This is a genomic window from Paraniabella ginsengisoli, from assembly GCF_022513635.1.
In the GTDB taxonomy this organism is placed as follows: Bacteria; Bacteroidota; Bacteroidia; order Chitinophagales; family Chitinophagaceae; genus Niabella; species Niabella ginsengisoli.
Map to the genome: position 1 here is coordinate 1,023,021 of NZ_JAKWBL010000001.1, position 17,671 is coordinate 1,040,691.

Below are 17,671 nucleotides of genomic sequence, written 5' to 3' on the forward strand. Positions count from 1 at the left end.
TTTTTATGGTGGTTATACCAAGGGTGTTCACCTCTTCCCATACCGAACAGAGAAGTTAAGCCCCTTAAGGCCGATGGTACTGCACAACAATGCGGGAGAGTAGGTAGCTGCCATTCTTATTTAAAAGCCTCAACAATTATTGTTGAGGCTTTTTTGTGCGTGTATATGAGATAAGATGTTCATCTCTTTCACAAACTAGAAGTTGATCCGCCAGCTGGCGGAAGAATGGTGCTGCTCCATCCTAAATGCTTTTTCTTTAGCGACTATGAAAATTGTACAAAACCAGCAAAACATCAAACAATTCAAGCATCTCTTGATCTTAAGAGACTGGATAACGAACTACCACCAATTTCACTTTTATCTGATTAATTAAATTATTTACAAGGGCAACCATTTTTTTAATATAGATGTATCATCTAGAAGTGCTTACATCATTCACGTCACAACATTACTCAAAAAGAAATTTGTAAGCAGATCAGCGTTCGTTAATATATCTGGCTTTGTCATTATAATGGCAGTAAAAAACACCTTACCCCAATATATTTATAGAATTTTTTAAGCAGTTCATCGAAGAAATATACTGTTCTGTCTAATATCGAAATACTGCGGTTTTATTCCTATTATTTTCGTAATAATTCTGTTATCGAGTAATTCAGCTTATAAAAACCAGGCTCTCTGATATGAGATTAATAGTGAGAATATCATGGTTCTATCAAAACCAGTATTAATACCTCTGAAGATATACAACCTGCTTTTTTAACGGCATAAAACAACATCAATTTTACCAGAACAGAATCAGGAATCAATTACAAGACACGCAATTTTTACGGAACAAATGTGTTGATGACATCACTTAAATGATAAACTAATGAAGAAGTATGTTTTTTTATTGTCGCTTTCTATAGGAAGCTCAATTATGGGTTTTAGTCAGGATTTATTGGGATTAAGCACAGGAAATTATGCTGGTATTACGGGAATGAACCTTAACCCGGCAAGCATAGTTGATAGCCGATTAAAGTTTGATCTGAATTTAATAGGTGTAAGTAATTATTACTCTAATAATTATCTTTCAGTGAAAAGAGATGCATTAATTAAAGGTTCTTTTTCAAGGATAAGTATAAGGATTGGTCATTGGTGCAAAAAGACTTGTTGCATGAAAATAAACTGGCAGCAAACGAACGAGTAAATTTACGACTTAACAATCGTGTCATAGCACCTTTGTCTTTTATGCTTACTACTGGTAAAAAATCAGCTATCGCATTAAATATTGCTAACAGAACAGGTGTTACAGTAAATAATTTGAATCAGGATTTTGCACGTCTTGCTTACAGAAGATTTGATGACGCTGCATTTTATGGCAAGACTATGGATATGAACGGCATTGATATGAACGTGCTTAACTGGCTTGATGTTGGCTTTACTTATGGCCGCGTTTTATTAGACCAGGACGAACATTTTATAAAAGCAGCTTTTACTGCTAAGTATATTGGAGGCGTTGCTTCTGGTTACTTCCAATCAGACGATTTGTCGCTGAAATTTAATGATAAGAATAATGTGGATGCAAGCACTTCATACGCAAGATATGGGCATGGAGAAAAGTTGGGTTTTGATATGTTTAAAGCAGCGTCTTTAAAATCTTTACGGCCCGAGGCTGAAGGATTTGGGTGGAATGCAGGCATTGTTTATGAGTATCGTGGTAAAATTGACAGGTTCAAATATTTGAACCCTGAATCGGAGGAAAAATTAAGAAGAGACAAAAATAAATACACCTTTAAGTTTGGCTTTTCAATAATGGATGCAGGCAAACTTACTTTCAAGAAAAACCAACTCAATAACGACTTCTCTGCTAATATTACTGACTGGAATCTAAAGGAATATAATATTAGAAGCATCAATGATATAGACACAATGCTTTCCTCAAGAGTTATATACGAAGCAAACGCTGACGGTTATACTGTTGCATTGCCTACAGCATATAGCGCCCAGTTTGACTTGCATTTAGGCAGAGGATTTTATGTAAATGCGATGACTTATCAGCCCTTTAATTTATTCGATGCCGATAAAAAAATGCATGTTGAAGCTGCGTATGCTGTAACACCAAGATTTGAGTCGCGTGTGTTTGGTTTATATTTCCCTGTTTCGTATAACGAATTTGATGACTGGAATGTTGGCGCAACAGTACGCGTAGGCCCTGTTTACTTTGGCTCTGCTAATCTTGGATCGCTTGTGTTTAATGATAAAACAAGAACTGCCGATATTCACGCCGGTCTTAGAATTCCTATCACATACGGAAGTCCATCACGTTTAGCCAAAACATTCAGTGCTGCAACTCACGCAAAAGATAAAGACGTTTATAATCCTGCTGCAGAAAAAACGAATGTTCTTTTAGCAGGAAATATGAGAAGAGATGAAGTTCAGATCGATTCAACAATAATCAAAAAAGAACTTGAAGTGAAAGCTTTAGAAGCACGTTTGTTTGAGCTGGAAAAGCAAAGAGTTCTCGATTCAATAAGGTTAGCCAATCATGGCCAGATATCACCAGTTAGCATAACTATTAATAATTATACAGGAGGTGGAAATCCATCTGTAAGAATTGATACCATCAGGTCTGTAAGGCAGATTCAGCCAGCAAAAGAGGTGAGCACTGATGTTGACACAATTAACGTAAAAGAGCTTAATAAAAAGAAACAAGCTCAAATGGATACTCTTGTAAGAAGGCTTGCAGAACGCGAAATTCAATTAAAGCAATTGAAGAAGAAAATGGAAGTCGAAGATTCTATAACAATTGAAGAAGCTAAGCCTGAAGCCAAAGTGAAGGACAAGAAGAAATCTTTTTTAATGTTTTTAAAAAGAAAGATGAAGAGCCTGAGGCAGCTAGAGAGGAGGCAAATAATTTTTACATAAACGGGGCTGCGGAAACGCAGCTCTTACGCGCTCATCAAACAATGATGATTTTGATAGAAGATATGCTAAAGATCTGGAAGATGAAATAAGGGATCTGAGAAAATCGATATTGGCTTATCAGGCCATATCTGCTGTCGGAGTTGCTGGCACTAATGCATTAGTTTCAAAAAAGCAAGCCAAAAATCTGGAAGAGGAAATGGAACGTATGAGGACTGATATGGCCAGGTATAATGAAGTTGGAATCGCATCGGGCAGTGATAGCAACTATGTATTGCAGCAGGAAATACAGAGATTAAAAGCAGAGTTAGCTGCTCAACAGCCAACTTCAATAGACAGTATTGGTGGTATAAGCTCCCTTGAAGCAGAGATTGCACAGCTAAGGCAAGATTTAGATACTTATAAAAATGATAATGACCCTATAGCGAGGGAAGTGCCAACGAAATCTATTACAGAACCTGAGCTGTCAAACAATTCGGTAGTTAACAATTTGTTATCAATGCAATTAGAAAAAATATTTTTCAATGTTAATGAAGTAACTGTGAAACCTGTATATCATAAAACTTTGCAGTTTGTTGCGAGAAGCCTGAATAGCCACCCTACGCTCGGTTTACAAATTGATGGATATACAGACAAAACTGGTGCAATAGCAACGAATCAGAGACTTTCACTTTTGCGGGCTAATGCTGTAAAAAATTATCTGCTTCAGCAAAATGTAAACATCGATCAATTATATGTAAACAGTTTTGGAGAAAAAATGCCCTTTGCAAACAATAGCACTACCTCTGGGCAAATCCTTAACCGGAGAGTAGAGCTGAAATTTGTACAACCTGCATTAGCACAAAACTGATTTTAGTAGATAATAAAGAAGCCCGGATCGTCAGATCCGGGCTTGAGTTTTTGAGAGTTCAATATATTTAGTTCTGCCACCAAAGTTTAGTGCCTTTTGTATCGCCACCTATAGCTTGCGAAGCAGCGTCTTTATTGGCTTTATTTGTATTATTCTCAGAGGTGGGATAAGTAATACGATTGGGAACCATTGTTACAGACGGATCTAGTGATCCTTCTACTGGTGCAATGAATAAAGGTGTGCCATCCGGTTTGTTGAAGTCCAAACGTACACGTTCGTGCCATGACTGCATACCTTGCATATAAAATGCAAGCCACTTCTGTGTGCCGATACAATCTTTCCAGTTGGCCGCAATAAAAGGAACACGAGCCGAATATGCTGTAGTACTATCTGCTGACACTCCCCAGAACGTCATACTTTCTTCAATACCGCTATTATAAAAAGTAACTGCTGTACCACCTGCGCTCATATTTCTGGCAGCTGCTTCTGCTTTTAAGAACTGTGCTTCAGATGCAGTAAAGATGATACCAGGGAAATCGGGATTATAAACTTTTATCGAGGGTAAAGAAAAAATTTGAGCATCAGAGGCATTATTTTCTCCTGAAGCATATGGTGAACCTTTATATACATTGCCAACTGTTCTTGCAAATTGAGGCAACCGAGGATCATTTACTTCTTTCATGTAGTCGATAAGTGTGGCACTGACAACAAACTGTACAGGGTCTCTGTCAATATTGTTAAATGGAAATGCTTCTGTGGCGTTTCCATTATATGGGAACAATGCATTGTCATCATTAGTTTCTATTATACCAGCCTGTATTGCCTTCTCAATATAGGGCTTGGCTGTAGTTTCATCTTTATTACTCATTCGCATGGCAATACGCAGCATAAGCGAATTGGCAAATTTTTTCCATTTTGTAACATCCCCATTATAAATAACATCCCCAGTTGTAAAAGAAGGATTCGCTGGATTTAGCTGCGATTGATAGGTGTCCAGTTTACTTAAAAGATCTGTGTAGACCGTTTTTGCATCATCATACGTTGGTAATAGTTCCTCTGTAATTGCATTACTATAAGGGATATTACCAAACGCATCTGTCAACATGTGATAAACCCAAATCTGAAACACACCTGCTATGGCATTTTGATTAGCCGCAGCTACTTCGTCTGTAGCAGTTTCGTTAAGTGTTTGAATTTCTTTCAGCGCAGGAAGTACTACAGAATACATTGTCCATAAATTGGTAGATCCTCCATCAGATGAGCTGTACTGGCTATCACCTTTTGCATCTGTGCCGCACCAGTATTGAGCATAGTGCATGCCTATACGGTTATTTGTAACTGTGTTGTACAAAATATCTGACGCTCTTTTTCAGCAAACAATATCAGTTGTGATGTCGTTGCAGTTGAAGGTTTAGTAGGATCTGTATTAAGATCTTCAAACTTGCTACAAGAAAAGATAGATATTGAAGCAAAAAATAAAAGTTGTATATATGATTTTTTCATCCGTTTATTTTTAATTTTTGTTGGTCAAATTTTATAGACAGCCTTTTGCTTAATTAAAAAGCAATATTCAGATTCAAGCCATATGAACGCACTGAAGGAAGTGCACCGCCTTCAAGACCTTGTATATTGCCAGAGCCATTTGTAATATTTGATGGATCCACATTCGGTGCATTTGATTTAATCAGCCAAAGATTACGTCCATAAAGAGACAATGTAATATTATCTGAATTTATTTTTTCTGACCAGCTCTGCGGTAACTGATACCCCAATGTTACTTCCCTTAAATAAACATAACTCGCATCATATACGTTAGCACTGTGTATATTGTTATTTCGCCCAAAGTTGGCCTGATAATAGGTTTTAGCAGGAACATCAACCGAATACGGCGCATAACTTCCATCCGGCTGCTCCACTACGCCAGACACAGGAACACCATTTTCTCTGATTCCACTTTCCGCTGTTTCAGCTAACAAACCGGAGTATTTTCCATACATGTTTGTATATGAAAAGAATTTGCCTCCTTTGCTGAAATCTACTAATGTTCTTAAAGAAATATTTTTAAATGTGAACGAGTTGGTAATACCTCCAACCAGATCGGGGTAAACGCTTCCAAGGGGTACGGTTGTACCGGTAAGTTGATATAAGCCTGCGGAATCAATGATTTTGCGGCCTTGATTATCATACGCATAGTCAAATCCATATAAGCTTCCCAAAGGTTGTCCTTTAACTGCTACAAGTGCAACTGGTGGGGTTAATCTCCTTTCTTGTCCAATAACGATACGGTCTGTGATTTCCTGTCCATTCTGCGCCAGATCTAACACTTTATTTTTATTCTTTGATAAGTTAACAGCAATGTTCCAGGTGAAGCCGCTCTTAGTTCTAAGTGGTGTACCCTCTACACGAAGTTCAATACCTTTATTGCTGATCTTACCTAAATTAATAATTGAGTTAGTGTAACCTGTAGTCTGTGATACTGGGATAGAGATAATCTGGTTTTTAGTAATACGATCATAATAAGTAAAATCAAGGCCAAATCGATTATCGAACATCTTCAATTCAATACCACCTTCCTTTTCAGTACTCATTTCAGGTAACAGGTCAGGGTTTCTTTTCGTAGGGTCGATACCAGTCATTGATTGCCCATTGAATTGTGTTGGAGCTTGGTACACCGTAAATAAATTATAAGGATCAGTATCATTACCCACCTGAGCTATACCAGCTCTTATCTTACCAAATGAAAGCCACTTAGCATCTTTTATCCAATCGGAAAAAATAATAGATGTAGAAGCTGAAGGATAGAAGTAGGGGCGTGGCTTACCATTTTTTAATAATGATGAAGACCAGTCATTTCTACCGCTTAATTCCAGAAAGACGCTATTAGTAAAACCAATAGTGGCGGTACCAAATAGGGAGTTAATCTGCTTTCTAGGATTTAATTCTGTAATAAGTACAGGGCCAAGGCTATTTGCTAATGTATAAACACCTACAGATCCTAATCCTGTTGTTGTGCTACCTGTAAATAGCTTGGCCTCTTGCCTCATAATATTGCCACCGACAGTTACATTTATATTGAATTTTTCGCTCAGATCTTTTCTTATGTTAGCTGTACCTAAGTAGTTCATTTCTCTAAAATCAATGGTATTTCGAATATAACCACCAGGTAAATAGTCTTTCGCCGAACGTTCTTCTTGAAGTGTATTATAGGCGTCCATAAATACTTTTGTACTAAGGGTCAGCCAATCTGTGGCCGTATAATCCAATCCTAAAGATCCAAATACACGGCTTCTATTATCTGTTTGGAATTCTTCATATCTTGTCCAGTATGGATTATTAGAAAAGGCTAATGTATCATTTGAGAAAGAGCGTCTGTTCCAGCTGATCTGGCTACCATCAGGTCGCTTATAATTTGACATCCGATCCATATCCCACTGGCGCTGGCCATACTCACTAAATAACATCATCATATTTTGTCCTGTGAAACCTGTTCCAGGTCGGCCTTTTGCTTCTGTATAAGCGTATCTTACTCCAGACGATACAATGAGATCATCTGTTATTTTATAAGTGCCGTTGATGCCAGCATTGGTACGTGATAATTTGGAGTTAGGCAATACAAAGCGCTGACGCGTATCAGCAAATGCAATTCTGATTGATCCCCTATCATTACTGCCACCCATACTAATACTATTAGTCATAGTAAATCCTGGCTGAAAAAAATCTCTTACATTATTTGGTTGAGGTGCCCAAGGGGCCGTTACTCCAAAATCTGGATTGCCTTTGTTTTTATCAAAAGACCAATAGTGTCTTACAAGACTTCCATCCAGTTTCGGCCCCCAGGATTCATCTACACTAAATTCTGGCATCAGGTCATAAGGCCCCCTAGTTGGATCATCATAAGTTGCTGCACCTTCTGATAAAAAATAATCTGGATTGTCATTATACCATAAAGTATCAAATTGACCATCGCTACCACCACCGTAAAGATTTTGGTAATCTGGTAAAATGTATATCTTATCAGACTGCACGTTTAGGCTATAATTTACACCAAACTTTTTAGCTCCAGCTGATTTCTTTGTGGTGACTAAGACTACACCGTTCTGACCACGGCTACCGTAAAGCGCTGTTGCGGCAGCACCTTTCAATACTGATATCTGATCTATATCATCGGGATTAATATCTTGTATTGGATTACCGTAATCAAAACCACCACCACCAATTTGTTGGTTAATTGAATTTGTATTTAAATTACTAAAAGGAATCCCATCAACAATAAACAATGCATTGTTGTCTCCTTGAATTGATTTAGGCCCACGGATATTAACTTTGGTAGAACCTCCCATAGATCCACTATTCGTAGAGATTTGAACCCCTGCCACACGGCCAGCAAGATTATTTACAAAGTTCGTTTCTTTCGCAGTTTGGATCTCACTTCCCTTAACTTCTGATATAGCATAACCCACAGACCTGCTTTTCTTTGATATTCCAAGAGCGGTTACTGTTACTTCTTCCAACTGTTCAGCAGAAGTTTTTTGTAGTTGCACATTCAATACCTGGCTTGAATCTGCCAGTGTTATTTCCTGTGCTGCAACACCCACACTTGAAAACCTAACTTTTGTATTTTTTATAAAGGGAATAGAAAAATTTCCACTCGAATCAGCGGTATATAGTGTTCCGTTAGGATATTCAATGCTTGCAGAAGCAATAGGCTCGCCTGCATTGTTAACCACTTTGCCCTTTATAAGAACTGTATCGCCTGTAGGTGTGGTTTGTACTGCACCTGCAGTGCTGTCTGTGCCGCCAGTTGCTGTTGCAGCAGCGCTGTCGCTAACAGCAGCAATTTGCTTTTTGGTAGTATCAACAACCGTTTGTGCCCGGCCAGTTATTGTATCTTTTAAGCTTGTACCCATTTTCCATTCGCCTACTTCAATTTCGCTGTTGTCTTTTACGTTGACCAGGATGCTGTCTGATGCAGGCGCTACGAATAAAAGGTTTAGATTAAGTACATTATTTTTGATGTGGATGGAATCTCCTTTGTTGGCTTTCAAGCTGAAAATACCTTCTGCATCGGTTTTTGCAGAGTCCGCAGTTCCAGCTTTAAAGAGATAGGTATCAGTTATGCCGATACCCGTTTTACCAACAACTTTTCCATTAATGGTTTGGGCTTGTACAAAATTTGACGCAGCGATTAATACTACAATCATAAGTACAAAGCGGTTAAGCTTACATGTCATGATTTCTTTTGGGTAGGTTTAGATTTTTTATATTCAGCATAACCCATAACAATAACTTAGCCAAAGCTTAACGATGGCTTTTAGTAAATCGTTAAAAAGAAAAATAAAAAAGCCTGCAAGAAATTTCTTGCAGGCTTTTTTATTGTAAACTAAGCGTTTACGTATAAAATGTTAGGCTACGGCTTTTTTACTAAATCTGCAGCTTCACTCAACAAAATTGCTGATTGAACCTTAAGTCCGCTTTCGTCGATCAATTTTTTAGCTTCTTCGGCATTGGTTCCCTGCAATCTAACGATAATAGGGATCTCAATATTACCCATGTTTTTGTACGCATCAATGACACCGGCAGCCACACGATCGCAACGTACAATACCGCCAAATATGTTGATCAAAATAGCTTTTACTGCCGGGTCTTTCATAATAATTTTAAAGCCAGCTTCTACTGTTTGTGCATTAGCAGTACCACCAACATCAAGGAAATTTGCTGGTTCACCACCACTTAATTTGATCATGTCCATTGTTGCCATTGCAAGGCCCGCACCATTTACCATACATCCAACGTTCCCATCAAGCTTAACAAAGTTGAGGTTATATTTACCTGCTTCTACTTCAGTAGGATCTTCTTCTGTGATATCTCTTAAAGTTGCCAGATCAGCATGACGCATCATTGCATTATCATCCAAATTCATTTTACAATCAACTGCAATGATCTTGTCATCGGCCGCCTTGAATAGTGGATTGATCTCTACCATACTGCAATCAAGTCCCACATATGCATTGTATAAATTGGTAACAAACTTTACGCAATTTTTAAATGCTTCACCTTTCAATCCAAGATTAAAAGCAATCTTTCTTGCCTGAAAACCTTGTAACCCACCTGATGGATGAACTAATTCTTTAAATATTTTTTCAGGTGTATCATGCGCTACGTCTTCTATATTCATACCGCCTTCGGTGCTGTACATAATTACGTTTTTGCCACTCGAGCGATCAAGCAGTATAGACAAATAAAATTCCTGTCTCTCGCTGGGTCCGTCATAATACATGTCTTGCCCAACAAAAATTTTATTAACTACTTTACCACTTGGGCCCGTTTGCACAGTTACCAATGTACCGCCTAAAATGCCTTTGGCAAACTCCTGTATATCTTCTAAAGACTTAGCTACTTTTACACCGTTAATCCCCGTTTCTTTTACCGTTCCTTTTCCGCGGCCACCAGCGTGTATTTGCGCTTTTACAACCGCAAATTTACTTCCTGAATCCGTTTTGATTTTACGATAAGCTTCTTCAGCTTCCTGAACAGAGCTACATGCGTAGCCTTCCTGCACGGGCACATTGTATTTTTTCAATAACTCTTTTGCTTGATATTCATGAAGGTTCATACTAAAAACTTTTGCCACGAAGATAAGAGAAAGTTTCATTCATGTATTTTTTATGAGCCCGGCTTTTGTACTACTATCATCGATATTGCGTCGCACTCTTTATCGTCCCGATTATAATTCAACAATTGACGTACAATGTAAAAACTACGATGTGCGAGTACCTGAAACTTGCCTCCGCAACTTGTTAACTTTTCAACTCGTTAACTTTTCAACTACTCTCAACCTATAAACCTTTCGCTATATTTGCTCACTTAAATGTATAATCCCTATGGGTGAGGATATTGTAGAAAAAGTAAATGAAACTGCGGCATTTTTAAAGAAGCAATATGCAGAAGAGCCGCAGGTAGCTATCATATTAGGAAGCGGCCTGGGTAATTTCGTACAAAAGATCAATGTAGAAAAAGAAGTCGCTTATTCAGACATTCCGCATTTTCCCGTTTCAACCGTAAAAGGGCATTCAGGTAAAATGATATTTGGTGAACTTTCAGGGAAAAAGTGGTAGCCATGAGCGGGCGCTTTCACTATTATGAAGGATATACTCCGCAGGAAGTAATTTTTCCAATCCGTGTGTTGAAAATGCTGGGTATAAAAACTTTGCTGTTAAGTAATGCCGCGGGTGGCGTAAATGAGGACTTTAATGTGGGCGATATTATGATCATTAACGATCATATCAGTTTTAGCACACCTAATCCATTAATCGGAAAAAATATTGAAGAATGGGGTACACGTTTTCCTGATATGAGTGAGCCATATAAAAAAAATCTCGTGGCAAAGGCAAAAGCAATCGGCGTAAAATCTGATATTAAATTGCATGAAGGTGTTTATTTTGTAGTAACAGGCCCTACGTTTGAAACGCGTGCTGAATACCGGTTGATAAAAATTGTAGGAGCTGATGCAGTTGGTATGAGTACGGTGCAGGAATGTATTGTTGCTAATCACATGGGTATTGACGTATTCGCAGTAAGTATTATAACTGACCTGGGTATTCGTGAAGATGATAATATTATAACTCACGAAGAAGTATTGGAAGCGGCTAATGCAGCTGAACCCAAGCTAGCGCATTTGTTTACCGAATTGATAAAAGAATTATAACAATTTAATGAGGGGCATTTTTCTATTTATACTTATTGCAATTGGTTTTGGAGTTTTTGCCCAAAACCCTGTAAGAAGTGTTGGCGACAGGTTTCGGGGTATAAACAATGCAGGAAGCGGTTCTGATACTCTGGGTAAAAGAAATAAATTTGAAGACTCTATCACTATCAGCTATCGTTACCTGGATACTACACGTACGTACAGATTAGACTCTTCAATCAATGATTTTACGGTAAAATATCCTATTCCTGCAGATTATTATTTTTTGGGAAATACTGGTAGTGCAGCGCAATCATTTTTATTTGCCCCAAACATGAAAGCTGGATGGGATGCGGGTTTTCATGCATATGACATTTATAAATTCACTGGTGATAAAGCCCGGTTTTTTACTGCAACAAGACCTTATTCTGAAATCAGCTATATGCTGGGCAAACGTAGCGAGCAATTTATTGAGCTGATGCATACACAGAATATCCGGCCTAACTGGAATGCATCAGCTCAATACAGACTCATCAGCGCGCCAGGTATTTATCGAAGTCAAAAGACAAGCCATAATAATTACCTGATAACAAATTGGGTTCAGTCAAAAGATAAGAGATATGCTAACTTTTTCATGATCGTCGCCAACAAAATAAAAGGCGGTGAAAGTGGCGGTATAGATACTGCGGCAAAGTATATTGACGACCCCGATTATGCAGAAAGAAGTCGTATGCCCGTTAGGCTTGGAGATAATACGGGATTCAATACAGGATTATTTAACACTGATGTTCCAACAGGTAACAAGTATGATGATTTTAATGCTGTAATGCGTCAGCAATTCGACTTTGGTCGAAAAGATTCCATTGTTAACGATAGTTCTGTAGTTCCTTTATTTTTTCCTCGTGTGCGACTGGAACATACCGTTCGTTACAGTGCTTACAAGTATTTGTTTTCAGATGAAAATCCTACAACGGAAAGAGCAACAAAATTCTATTCAGCTGCTTACGGACTGGAAAACTTACAAACTCCATTTAAGAGAGAAGATTATTGGAGAGAACTGATGAATGATTTTTCCATTTACACTTTTCCTGATGAGAAGAATACACAACAATTCCTGAAAGTAGGCGTTGCTATGCAAAACCTCAAAGGTATTTTTAGAGACGGAATTACTGAAACTTCTGATAGCATTAATTATTCGGATGACAGAGTTACAACCGGGTATAATATTCTTGGACATGGAGAGTATCGTAATCGCACGAAAAATCAACGCTGGGACCTGATGGCTAGAGGTAATTTGTATTTCGTTGGTATGAATGCCGGAGATTATGAAGCGGGCGCCAGCATTCAAAGCTCTTTTGGTGAAAAAATTGGTTCGCTTAGGCTCGGTTTTGAAAATGTGAACCGCACACCATCTTACATAACAAATTCCAATAGTTCATTTTATTTAATGCCTGGTACTGTTGACTTAAATAAAGAAAACAGTACACATTTATATGCTGATTTATTTCAGCCATTATTAAAACTGCAATTAAGCGGGCATTATTATCTTGTAAATAATTATGTTTATTACACAGATTATTACAAGATAAATCAAGCACCACTTTTTAATTTATTGCAGATCGCTGCACATAAAGTATTTGCTGCCGGAAAAAAGATCAGTTCAAATGGATTGCTGATGTTTATTTTCAGCAGGTGATAGGTAATGGCCCGGTAAATGTACCTACTATATTCACCCGCAACCGCTTCTTATACGAAGGGACGCTTGGGTTTAATAATTTGAGAATAGCAATGGGTTTCGATACACGATATCGGACTGATTATAATGGCAATAATTATTCTCCATTATTAGGTCAATTTTTTTATCAGGATGCCACCAACGTAGCATATAAACTACCGGATATTGCTGCCTTTATTCATTTTCGGATAAATTCCTTCAGAGCATTTTTACGAGCTGAAAATCTAAATACTTTCAGGTCTTTGAAAAGTGTAGATGGAAGTACTAATTACGGCTTCACCAACAGCAACTATGCTGCGCCTGATTATCTTTATCCGGGATTCAATATTCGATTCGGTGTATTCTGGGGTTTTGTGAATTAATGGTTATTTACTGTTGATGGTTCCAGGATATATCCTCAGGTAAATCTGTCCCGCTATTGGAGATTTACCATACAAAGGCGCTAACTTTTGATCGGGTACATAAATGCTTAACTGGCCGCCTACAGCAATTCTTGTATTACCTGTTTTGAAAAGATCGTAAGAAGTACCTGTAGTTAAAGCATGAACAGGAAACAATGCATTATGGTCGAAAACATCCTCGTCAAGGCCCAACTCTTCAGATGATTTTTGAACCCATTCGTAACGTCCGTAAATAGTAGTTTTCTTGAAGGAATGAGCACCCTCTACTAAGATCGCATTTTCGCCAGTATGTCCTTTTGTTTTATTTAAACCCCACAAGGCGGTGACGTTGGTATAACTTTCATTTTTATTTTGTAGACTATAAATTGCTGATGCTGTTGTGCGATGAACGTCTTCGTTTAGATGCAAAATTTCCGGCTGCTTTATGAAACCATGTGAAGCCTGAAGCGCCCATTTAGGGCTTGGATTGAAAGAGAGCCTTCCGCTCCAGCTATCGAAACGCGGCTTGTCAAAATTGTATCTGTTCTCATTTGGCTCACGGCCTGTAAAAGAAGAACCCTCTATCTTCCAGTTACCATACCGATATCCAAGAGTAGCTACACCAAAAGTTATATGTGTAGCGTCAACCCAATGGTGGCTAAGCGGCGCGTCTGGATTGAAAAATCCTGATGGCCTGTGCACAAAGGCTGCTGGCCCCAATGCAGGTTCTCCCGGATAAGCGAGGTACAAAAAAACATCTGACTTTTTATTAATAGCGTGGGCATAGCTTACTGACAATTCAGAAATTAAGTCATGCGGATGCTGTTTGTCGATTAATGGTTGTCCCTTATAGGTTTCTCCGGTTTGAAATAGCAAGGGATAGCCAGCCTCCCCAACCGTTAGCGGATCCAAAGAAAACATACTATTAAAGTGAAACAATCCTTTTTTACCTACTTGTCGTTGCCCCATCAACATAACCATATTAGGTGCATCAAATTTTTGACCTCCACGTTCTCCTTTATTGAAAAGGTCTTGCTTATTATATCTCAGGAATACATTGCCGTGAATCATATACATCCATTTTTTTGAATGAAACATATAAGCATACATTGGCGAGTTATCAGGTAGCCAGGATGTTCCAGAGCCATTGCGTGTCATTGGCAGATTTCGTGAAAATGCGTGTGACATTTGCATCTCATGATGATCGTGCTGTTTGGTAGTATCCATGGATGGCATCTCATGATGATGAGCTTGTTTAATAGTATCCTTTTCGGCATTTTGATGATGTTCATGCTGTGCCAGTGAAATGGTTGAATAACCAATTAATAATAATGATATGATGTAAGTTTTCATTCGTATATTTTTTAGTTGCAGCTACGCTGCGATTGTTTTGCCAAATGGAACGTGCTTATAAATTCCATATATCTAAAAATTGATATTGACGTTTCATTTTTTCGGGTTGATGGATTACAAATATTTTGCTAACATTATACCGCTCATCAGGATCATAGCAGCATCTTCAATGATTGTGACTGTGCTCATTGGCAGGTTGAATACGGCGCCAAGACAAGCACATTTTATTTTTCTTCTATTGAGTACACTTTGAAGAACGCCGATAAGGCTTACTGACATTACAACAAATGTTATGCTATTTGTTAAAGCTGGCTGAAAATGCATAGCATAAGAAAGGCCAAGCATCAATTCAATGAAAGCATATATATACCCCCATGTAGGAAAATGCTTAGCGATAATATCATACATACTATAACTTTCTGCAAATCCTTTTAAGTTAAGTAACTTAAAAAATGAAAAAGTTATAAAAAAGCCACTCATAAAAACCCTCATCCATAACATCCAATTGATACCGGATAACGTTGTGCTAAGCAAAAAGGACAGTAATGTAATATATGCTACAATTAGTAACAATGGCTTGTAAGTAGCCAGCCAGCTTTTTGGTTCTTCGGTTTCGATATTATTATTGCCAGTATTATTATTCGCTGTATGGCCCAATTCGCTAATCGTATAAGGCCCGGCTTTTGAAATAGCGTTTTGCAGCGTGTTCACAGAAACATGCTGTTGCATGCTAATTGTTGCTTGTGGCTGATCTAATTGCACTTCGGCTTCAGTAATCTCGCCGATTTTCAGTAACTCGTTTTTTACTTTCGCTACACAACTCTTACAAGTCATGCCGGATATTTGGTAGGTATGTGTCATTTTGCTTCTTTTTTTAGGTTGAAAATATCAACAACACAAAAGTAGAAGCAACGATCGGTAGAGCTATTGCAGTATTCTTTGTTTGATTTATAACATTTACAGGTCTTCCAGGTTTCGCCTGTTTTTCGATTTCAGATTTTTGAAGAAAGTAGGAGAAAGTCCTGTTTCTTTTTTGAATTGATTAGATAAGTAAGCTACACTACTATATCCTAAGCGATCCGCAATTTGAGATAATGTGAGTTCATCGTACATCAACAGTTCTTTGATTTTTTCAATTTTCTGTGCTATATAATATTTCTCGATTGTGATGCCTTCTGATTCTGAAAAAATATTGCTCAGGTAGTTATAATCGTAGTCTAGTTTATCAGAAATAAACGCTGATAGATTGTTTTGCAGGTTTTCATCACTATGATGAACAAGTTCTACAATAGCATTCTTTATTTTTTCAATAACGCGGCGCTTGCGATCATCAATTATTTCAAATCCTAATTTTTTTAAATCAGTATGTAATTGATCAAAAGCAGCAGGGGGCAATTTAACGTTATCAACAATCACTTCTCCAAGGTTTACAGCATTAGGTTTCATGCCGTTTTTTTCAAACACTTCCGTTACTACCATTTTGCAACGGCTGCACACCATATTTTTTATCAAAAAAGTCATTGGTTCATTTAGTTATTGCTTAACAAGTTAGCACAATAAATGTTGCATAAAAAAAGCTGCCCCTTATTACAGGACAGCTCCATTTATATGTGGGTTTTTGATAATTATCCAAAAATTCCTTTTCTCAGGCTTCTGATGCCTTCGCCAATTTTAAAACCATTGTGATAAACCTCTATTTTATAATCGCCGGGTTTAAAACCTTCAGCATTTTTTATTGGGAATGTAACGCCTTTTCTTGTACCTGTTTCATACTCTACGGGAACTTTAGCTGTGAAATTACGGTCACCGTCCTGGCGTGTAGTCATTGCACCAGAACCTAATTCTACGTTCTGAACGATTGTTCCTTTAGGATCAGTTACAATCACATAAAGATCAGCAGGGCCAGAAGTGGTAATGCGATTTTCAATATTAAAAGCTACCTGAAGTTTGTCAACCCTTTTTGCAAAACTTGTTTCTTTTTCTTTACCATTACGTTTTTCTTTCAATGGAGTTATTGACATACCTGATGCCGAAAGTGTGCTCGCTACGTCTACAGTATTAGCAAGCTCATCATTTTCAGCAGTGCGAGAATCAAGATTTTGAGTTAATACAGTTTTTTCTGTATTCAAATGAGCGTTACGTGCTGTTAACTCCTGGTTTTCGCCTTTAAGCTGTGTAACTTGTGCTTCCAGCCTTCCGATTTGCCCGTTTAGTTCACCAATCATTTGGCGGGCTCTTTTTAAATCGGCAGCCGAAGCGTTTTTATCGCCTAATATTTTGTTTATTTCAGATTTTCTGGAATCTATCTCTTTCTGAAGCGCTGTTTTTTCACCTTGGAGACTGTTATTAGCACCGGTAATAGAATCCAGTCGCATTTCTGCAAGGTTGAACATTTGCCTGAGTGAATCTGATTCAGACATTACTGTTTCTGTTTGAGCATCATTGCCCGCAAAAACATTTTCATTATCTGCGGTGGAATTTTTGCTCCAAAGCATATAACCCCATGTTCCCAACAGTGCTACAATCAACAAACCAATAACCAGATTTCTGTTCCCATTCGGATTAGAAGGAGTATTATTAGATGGCTGCTGTGATGCAGAGGGATAATTCGTGTTTGCCATAATAATTTGTTTAATTTAAAACTGCATTAAAAAACTGCAACAAAGTGCAGAAGGTTGATTTTTTCGAATATTATTTAAAATGTCTTTTCAGACGAAACACAAATTATGCCAAATAGAAGGTGGTATCTTACGTGGGCCGTTATTTTG

14 protein-coding genes and 1 rRNA gene are annotated in these 17,671 nt (G+C 37.9%); 8 read left to right on the top strand and 7 right to left on the bottom strand.

Going from position 1 to position 17,671, the window contains the following annotated elements:
• The first annotated feature begins 4 nt into the window (after positions 1–4).
• From rrf to MKP09_RS05765, 4 genes are all read left to right on the top strand, one after another.
• Positions 5–116: ribosomal RNA gene (gene rrf / locus MKP09_RS05750) — 5S ribosomal RNA — on the top strand.
• A 752-nt stretch (positions 117–868) separates the two neighbouring features.
• Complete coding sequence (locus MKP09_RS05755) at positions 869–1,186, top strand: hypothetical protein (RefSeq protein WP_240826827.1); 318 nt, start codon at positions 869–871, stop codon at positions 1,184–1,186.
• Positions 1,147–2,904, top strand: coding sequence for a DUF5723 family protein (locus tag MKP09_RS05760; RefSeq protein ID WP_240826828.1), 1,758 nt, complete (start codon positions 1,147–1,149; stop codon positions 2,902–2,904). The genes MKP09_RS05755 and MKP09_RS05760 overlap by 40 nt, the downstream gene beginning before the upstream one ends.
• Before the next feature lie 109 nt (positions 2,905–3,013).
• Positions 3,014–3,751, top strand: coding sequence for an OmpA family protein (locus MKP09_RS05765; RefSeq protein WP_240826829.1), 738 nt, complete (start codon positions 3,014–3,016; stop codon positions 3,749–3,751).
• A gap of 67 nt (positions 3,752–3,818) precedes the next feature.
• Here MKP09_RS05765 and MKP09_RS05770 read toward each other — a convergent pair whose 3' ends face one another.
• From MKP09_RS05770 to sucC, 3 genes are all read right to left on the bottom strand, one after another.
• Positions 3,819–5,102, bottom strand: coding sequence for a SusD/RagB family nutrient-binding outer membrane lipoprotein (locus MKP09_RS05770; RefSeq protein WP_240826830.1), 1,284 nt, complete (start codon positions 5,100–5,102; stop codon positions 3,819–3,821).
• 205 nt (positions 5,103–5,307) lie between these two features.
• Positions 5,308–8,982, bottom strand: coding sequence for a SusC/RagA family TonB-linked outer membrane protein (locus MKP09_RS05775; protein ID WP_240826831.1), 3,675 nt, complete (start codon positions 8,980–8,982; stop codon positions 5,308–5,310).
• Between the two features lie 176 nt (positions 8,983–9,158).
• On the bottom strand, positions 9,159–10,403 hold the full coding sequence (gene sucC, locus MKP09_RS05780; RefSeq protein WP_240826832.1) for an ADP-forming succinate--CoA ligase subunit beta: 1,245 nt from the start codon (positions 10,401–10,403) through the stop codon (positions 9,159–9,161).
• Positions 10,404–10,632: 229 nt separating this feature from the next.
• Here sucC and MKP09_RS05785 point away from each other — a divergent pair, with 229 nt between their 5' ends.
• Genes MKP09_RS05785 through MKP09_RS25510 form a run of 4 tightly spaced genes read left to right on the top strand, consistent with a single transcriptional unit; the run spans position 10,633 to position 13,532 of the window.
• A complete protein-coding gene (locus MKP09_RS05785) occupies positions 10,633–10,866 on the top strand; it encodes a nucleoside phosphorylase-I family protein (RefSeq protein ID WP_240826833.1) in 234 nt (77 codons plus the stop codon).
• Positions 10,867–10,868: 2 nt separating this feature from the next.
• On the top strand, positions 10,869–11,456 hold the full coding sequence (locus tag MKP09_RS05790) for a purine-nucleoside phosphorylase (RefSeq protein ID WP_240826834.1): 588 nt from the start codon (positions 10,869–10,871) through the stop codon (positions 11,454–11,456).
• A 7-nt stretch (positions 11,457–11,463) separates the two neighbouring features.
• On the top strand, positions 11,464–13,131 hold the full coding sequence (locus tag MKP09_RS05795) for a putative porin (RefSeq protein WP_262915130.1): 1,668 nt from the start codon (positions 11,464–11,466) through the stop codon (positions 13,129–13,131).
• Positions 13,128–13,532, top strand: a complete 405-nt coding sequence (locus MKP09_RS25510) for a putative porin (RefSeq protein WP_317235183.1) — start codon at positions 13,128–13,130, stop codon at positions 13,530–13,532. Before MKP09_RS05795 ends, MKP09_RS25510 begins: the two co-directional genes overlap by 4 nt.
• A 3-nt stretch (positions 13,533–13,535) precedes the next feature.
• Here MKP09_RS25510 and MKP09_RS05800 read toward each other — a convergent pair whose 3' ends face one another.
• From MKP09_RS05800 to MKP09_RS05815, 4 genes are all read right to left on the bottom strand, one after another.
• Positions 13,536–14,903: a hypothetical protein gene (locus MKP09_RS05800; RefSeq protein ID WP_240826835.1), complete on the bottom strand. Its 1,368-nt coding sequence runs from the start codon at positions 14,901–14,903 to the stop codon at positions 13,536–13,538.
• A 114-nt stretch (positions 14,904–15,017) separates the two neighbouring features.
• Entirely contained in the window at positions 15,018–15,764 is a 747-nt protein-coding gene (locus MKP09_RS05805; RefSeq protein ID WP_240826836.1) for a heavy-metal-associated domain-containing protein, read from the bottom strand.
• Positions 15,765–15,860: 96 nt separating this feature from the next.
• Positions 15,861–16,424: a helix-turn-helix domain-containing protein gene (locus tag MKP09_RS05810; RefSeq protein ID WP_240826837.1), complete on the bottom strand. Its 564-nt coding sequence runs from the start codon at positions 16,422–16,424 to the stop codon at positions 15,861–15,863.
• Positions 16,425–16,528: 104 nt separating this feature from the next.
• Positions 16,529–17,524 carry a DUF8428 domain-containing protein gene (locus MKP09_RS05815; protein WP_240826838.1) on the bottom strand — a complete coding sequence of 332 codons (996 nt, stop codon included), beginning with the start codon at positions 17,522–17,524 and terminating at the stop codon, positions 16,529–16,531.
• Between the last annotated feature and the right edge of the window lie 147 nt (positions 17,525–17,671).

Bases quoted from the DNA above. Each gene is read 5' to 3' on its own strand.
- MKP09_RS05755 (WP_240826827.1), top strand. From the start codon at position 869: ATGAAGAAGTATGTTTTTTTATTGTCGCTTTCTATAGGAAGCTCAATT.
- MKP09_RS05775 (WP_240826831.1), bottom strand. From the start codon at position 8,982: ATGACATGTAAGCTTAACCGCTTTGTACTTATGATTGTAGTATTAATC.
- sucC (WP_240826832.1), bottom strand. From the start codon at position 10,403: ATGAAACTTTCTCTTATCTTCGTGGCAAAAGTTTTTAGTATGAACCTT.
- MKP09_RS05785 (WP_240826833.1), top strand. From the start codon at position 10,633: ATGGGTGAGGATATTGTAGAAAAAGTAAATGAAACTGCGGCATTTTTA.
- MKP09_RS05790 (WP_240826834.1), top strand. From the start codon at position 10,869: ATGAGCGGGCGCTTTCACTATTATGAAGGATATACTCCGCAGGAAGTA.
- MKP09_RS05795 (WP_262915130.1), top strand. From the start codon at position 11,464: ATGAGGGGCATTTTTCTATTTATACTTATTGCAATTGGTTTTGGAGTT.
- MKP09_RS05800 (WP_240826835.1), bottom strand. From the start codon at position 14,903: ATGAAAACTTACATCATATCATTATTATTAATTGGTTATTCAACCATT.
- MKP09_RS05805 (WP_240826836.1), bottom strand. From the start codon at position 15,764: ATGACACATACCTACCAAATATCCGGCATGACTTGTAAGAGTTGTGTA.
- MKP09_RS05810 (WP_240826837.1), bottom strand. From the start codon at position 16,424: ATGACTTTTTTGATAAAAAATATGGTGTGCAGCCGTTGCAAAATGGTA.
- MKP09_RS05815 (WP_240826838.1), bottom strand. From the start codon at position 17,524: ATGGCAAACACGAATTATCCCTCTGCATCACAGCAGCCATCTAATAAT.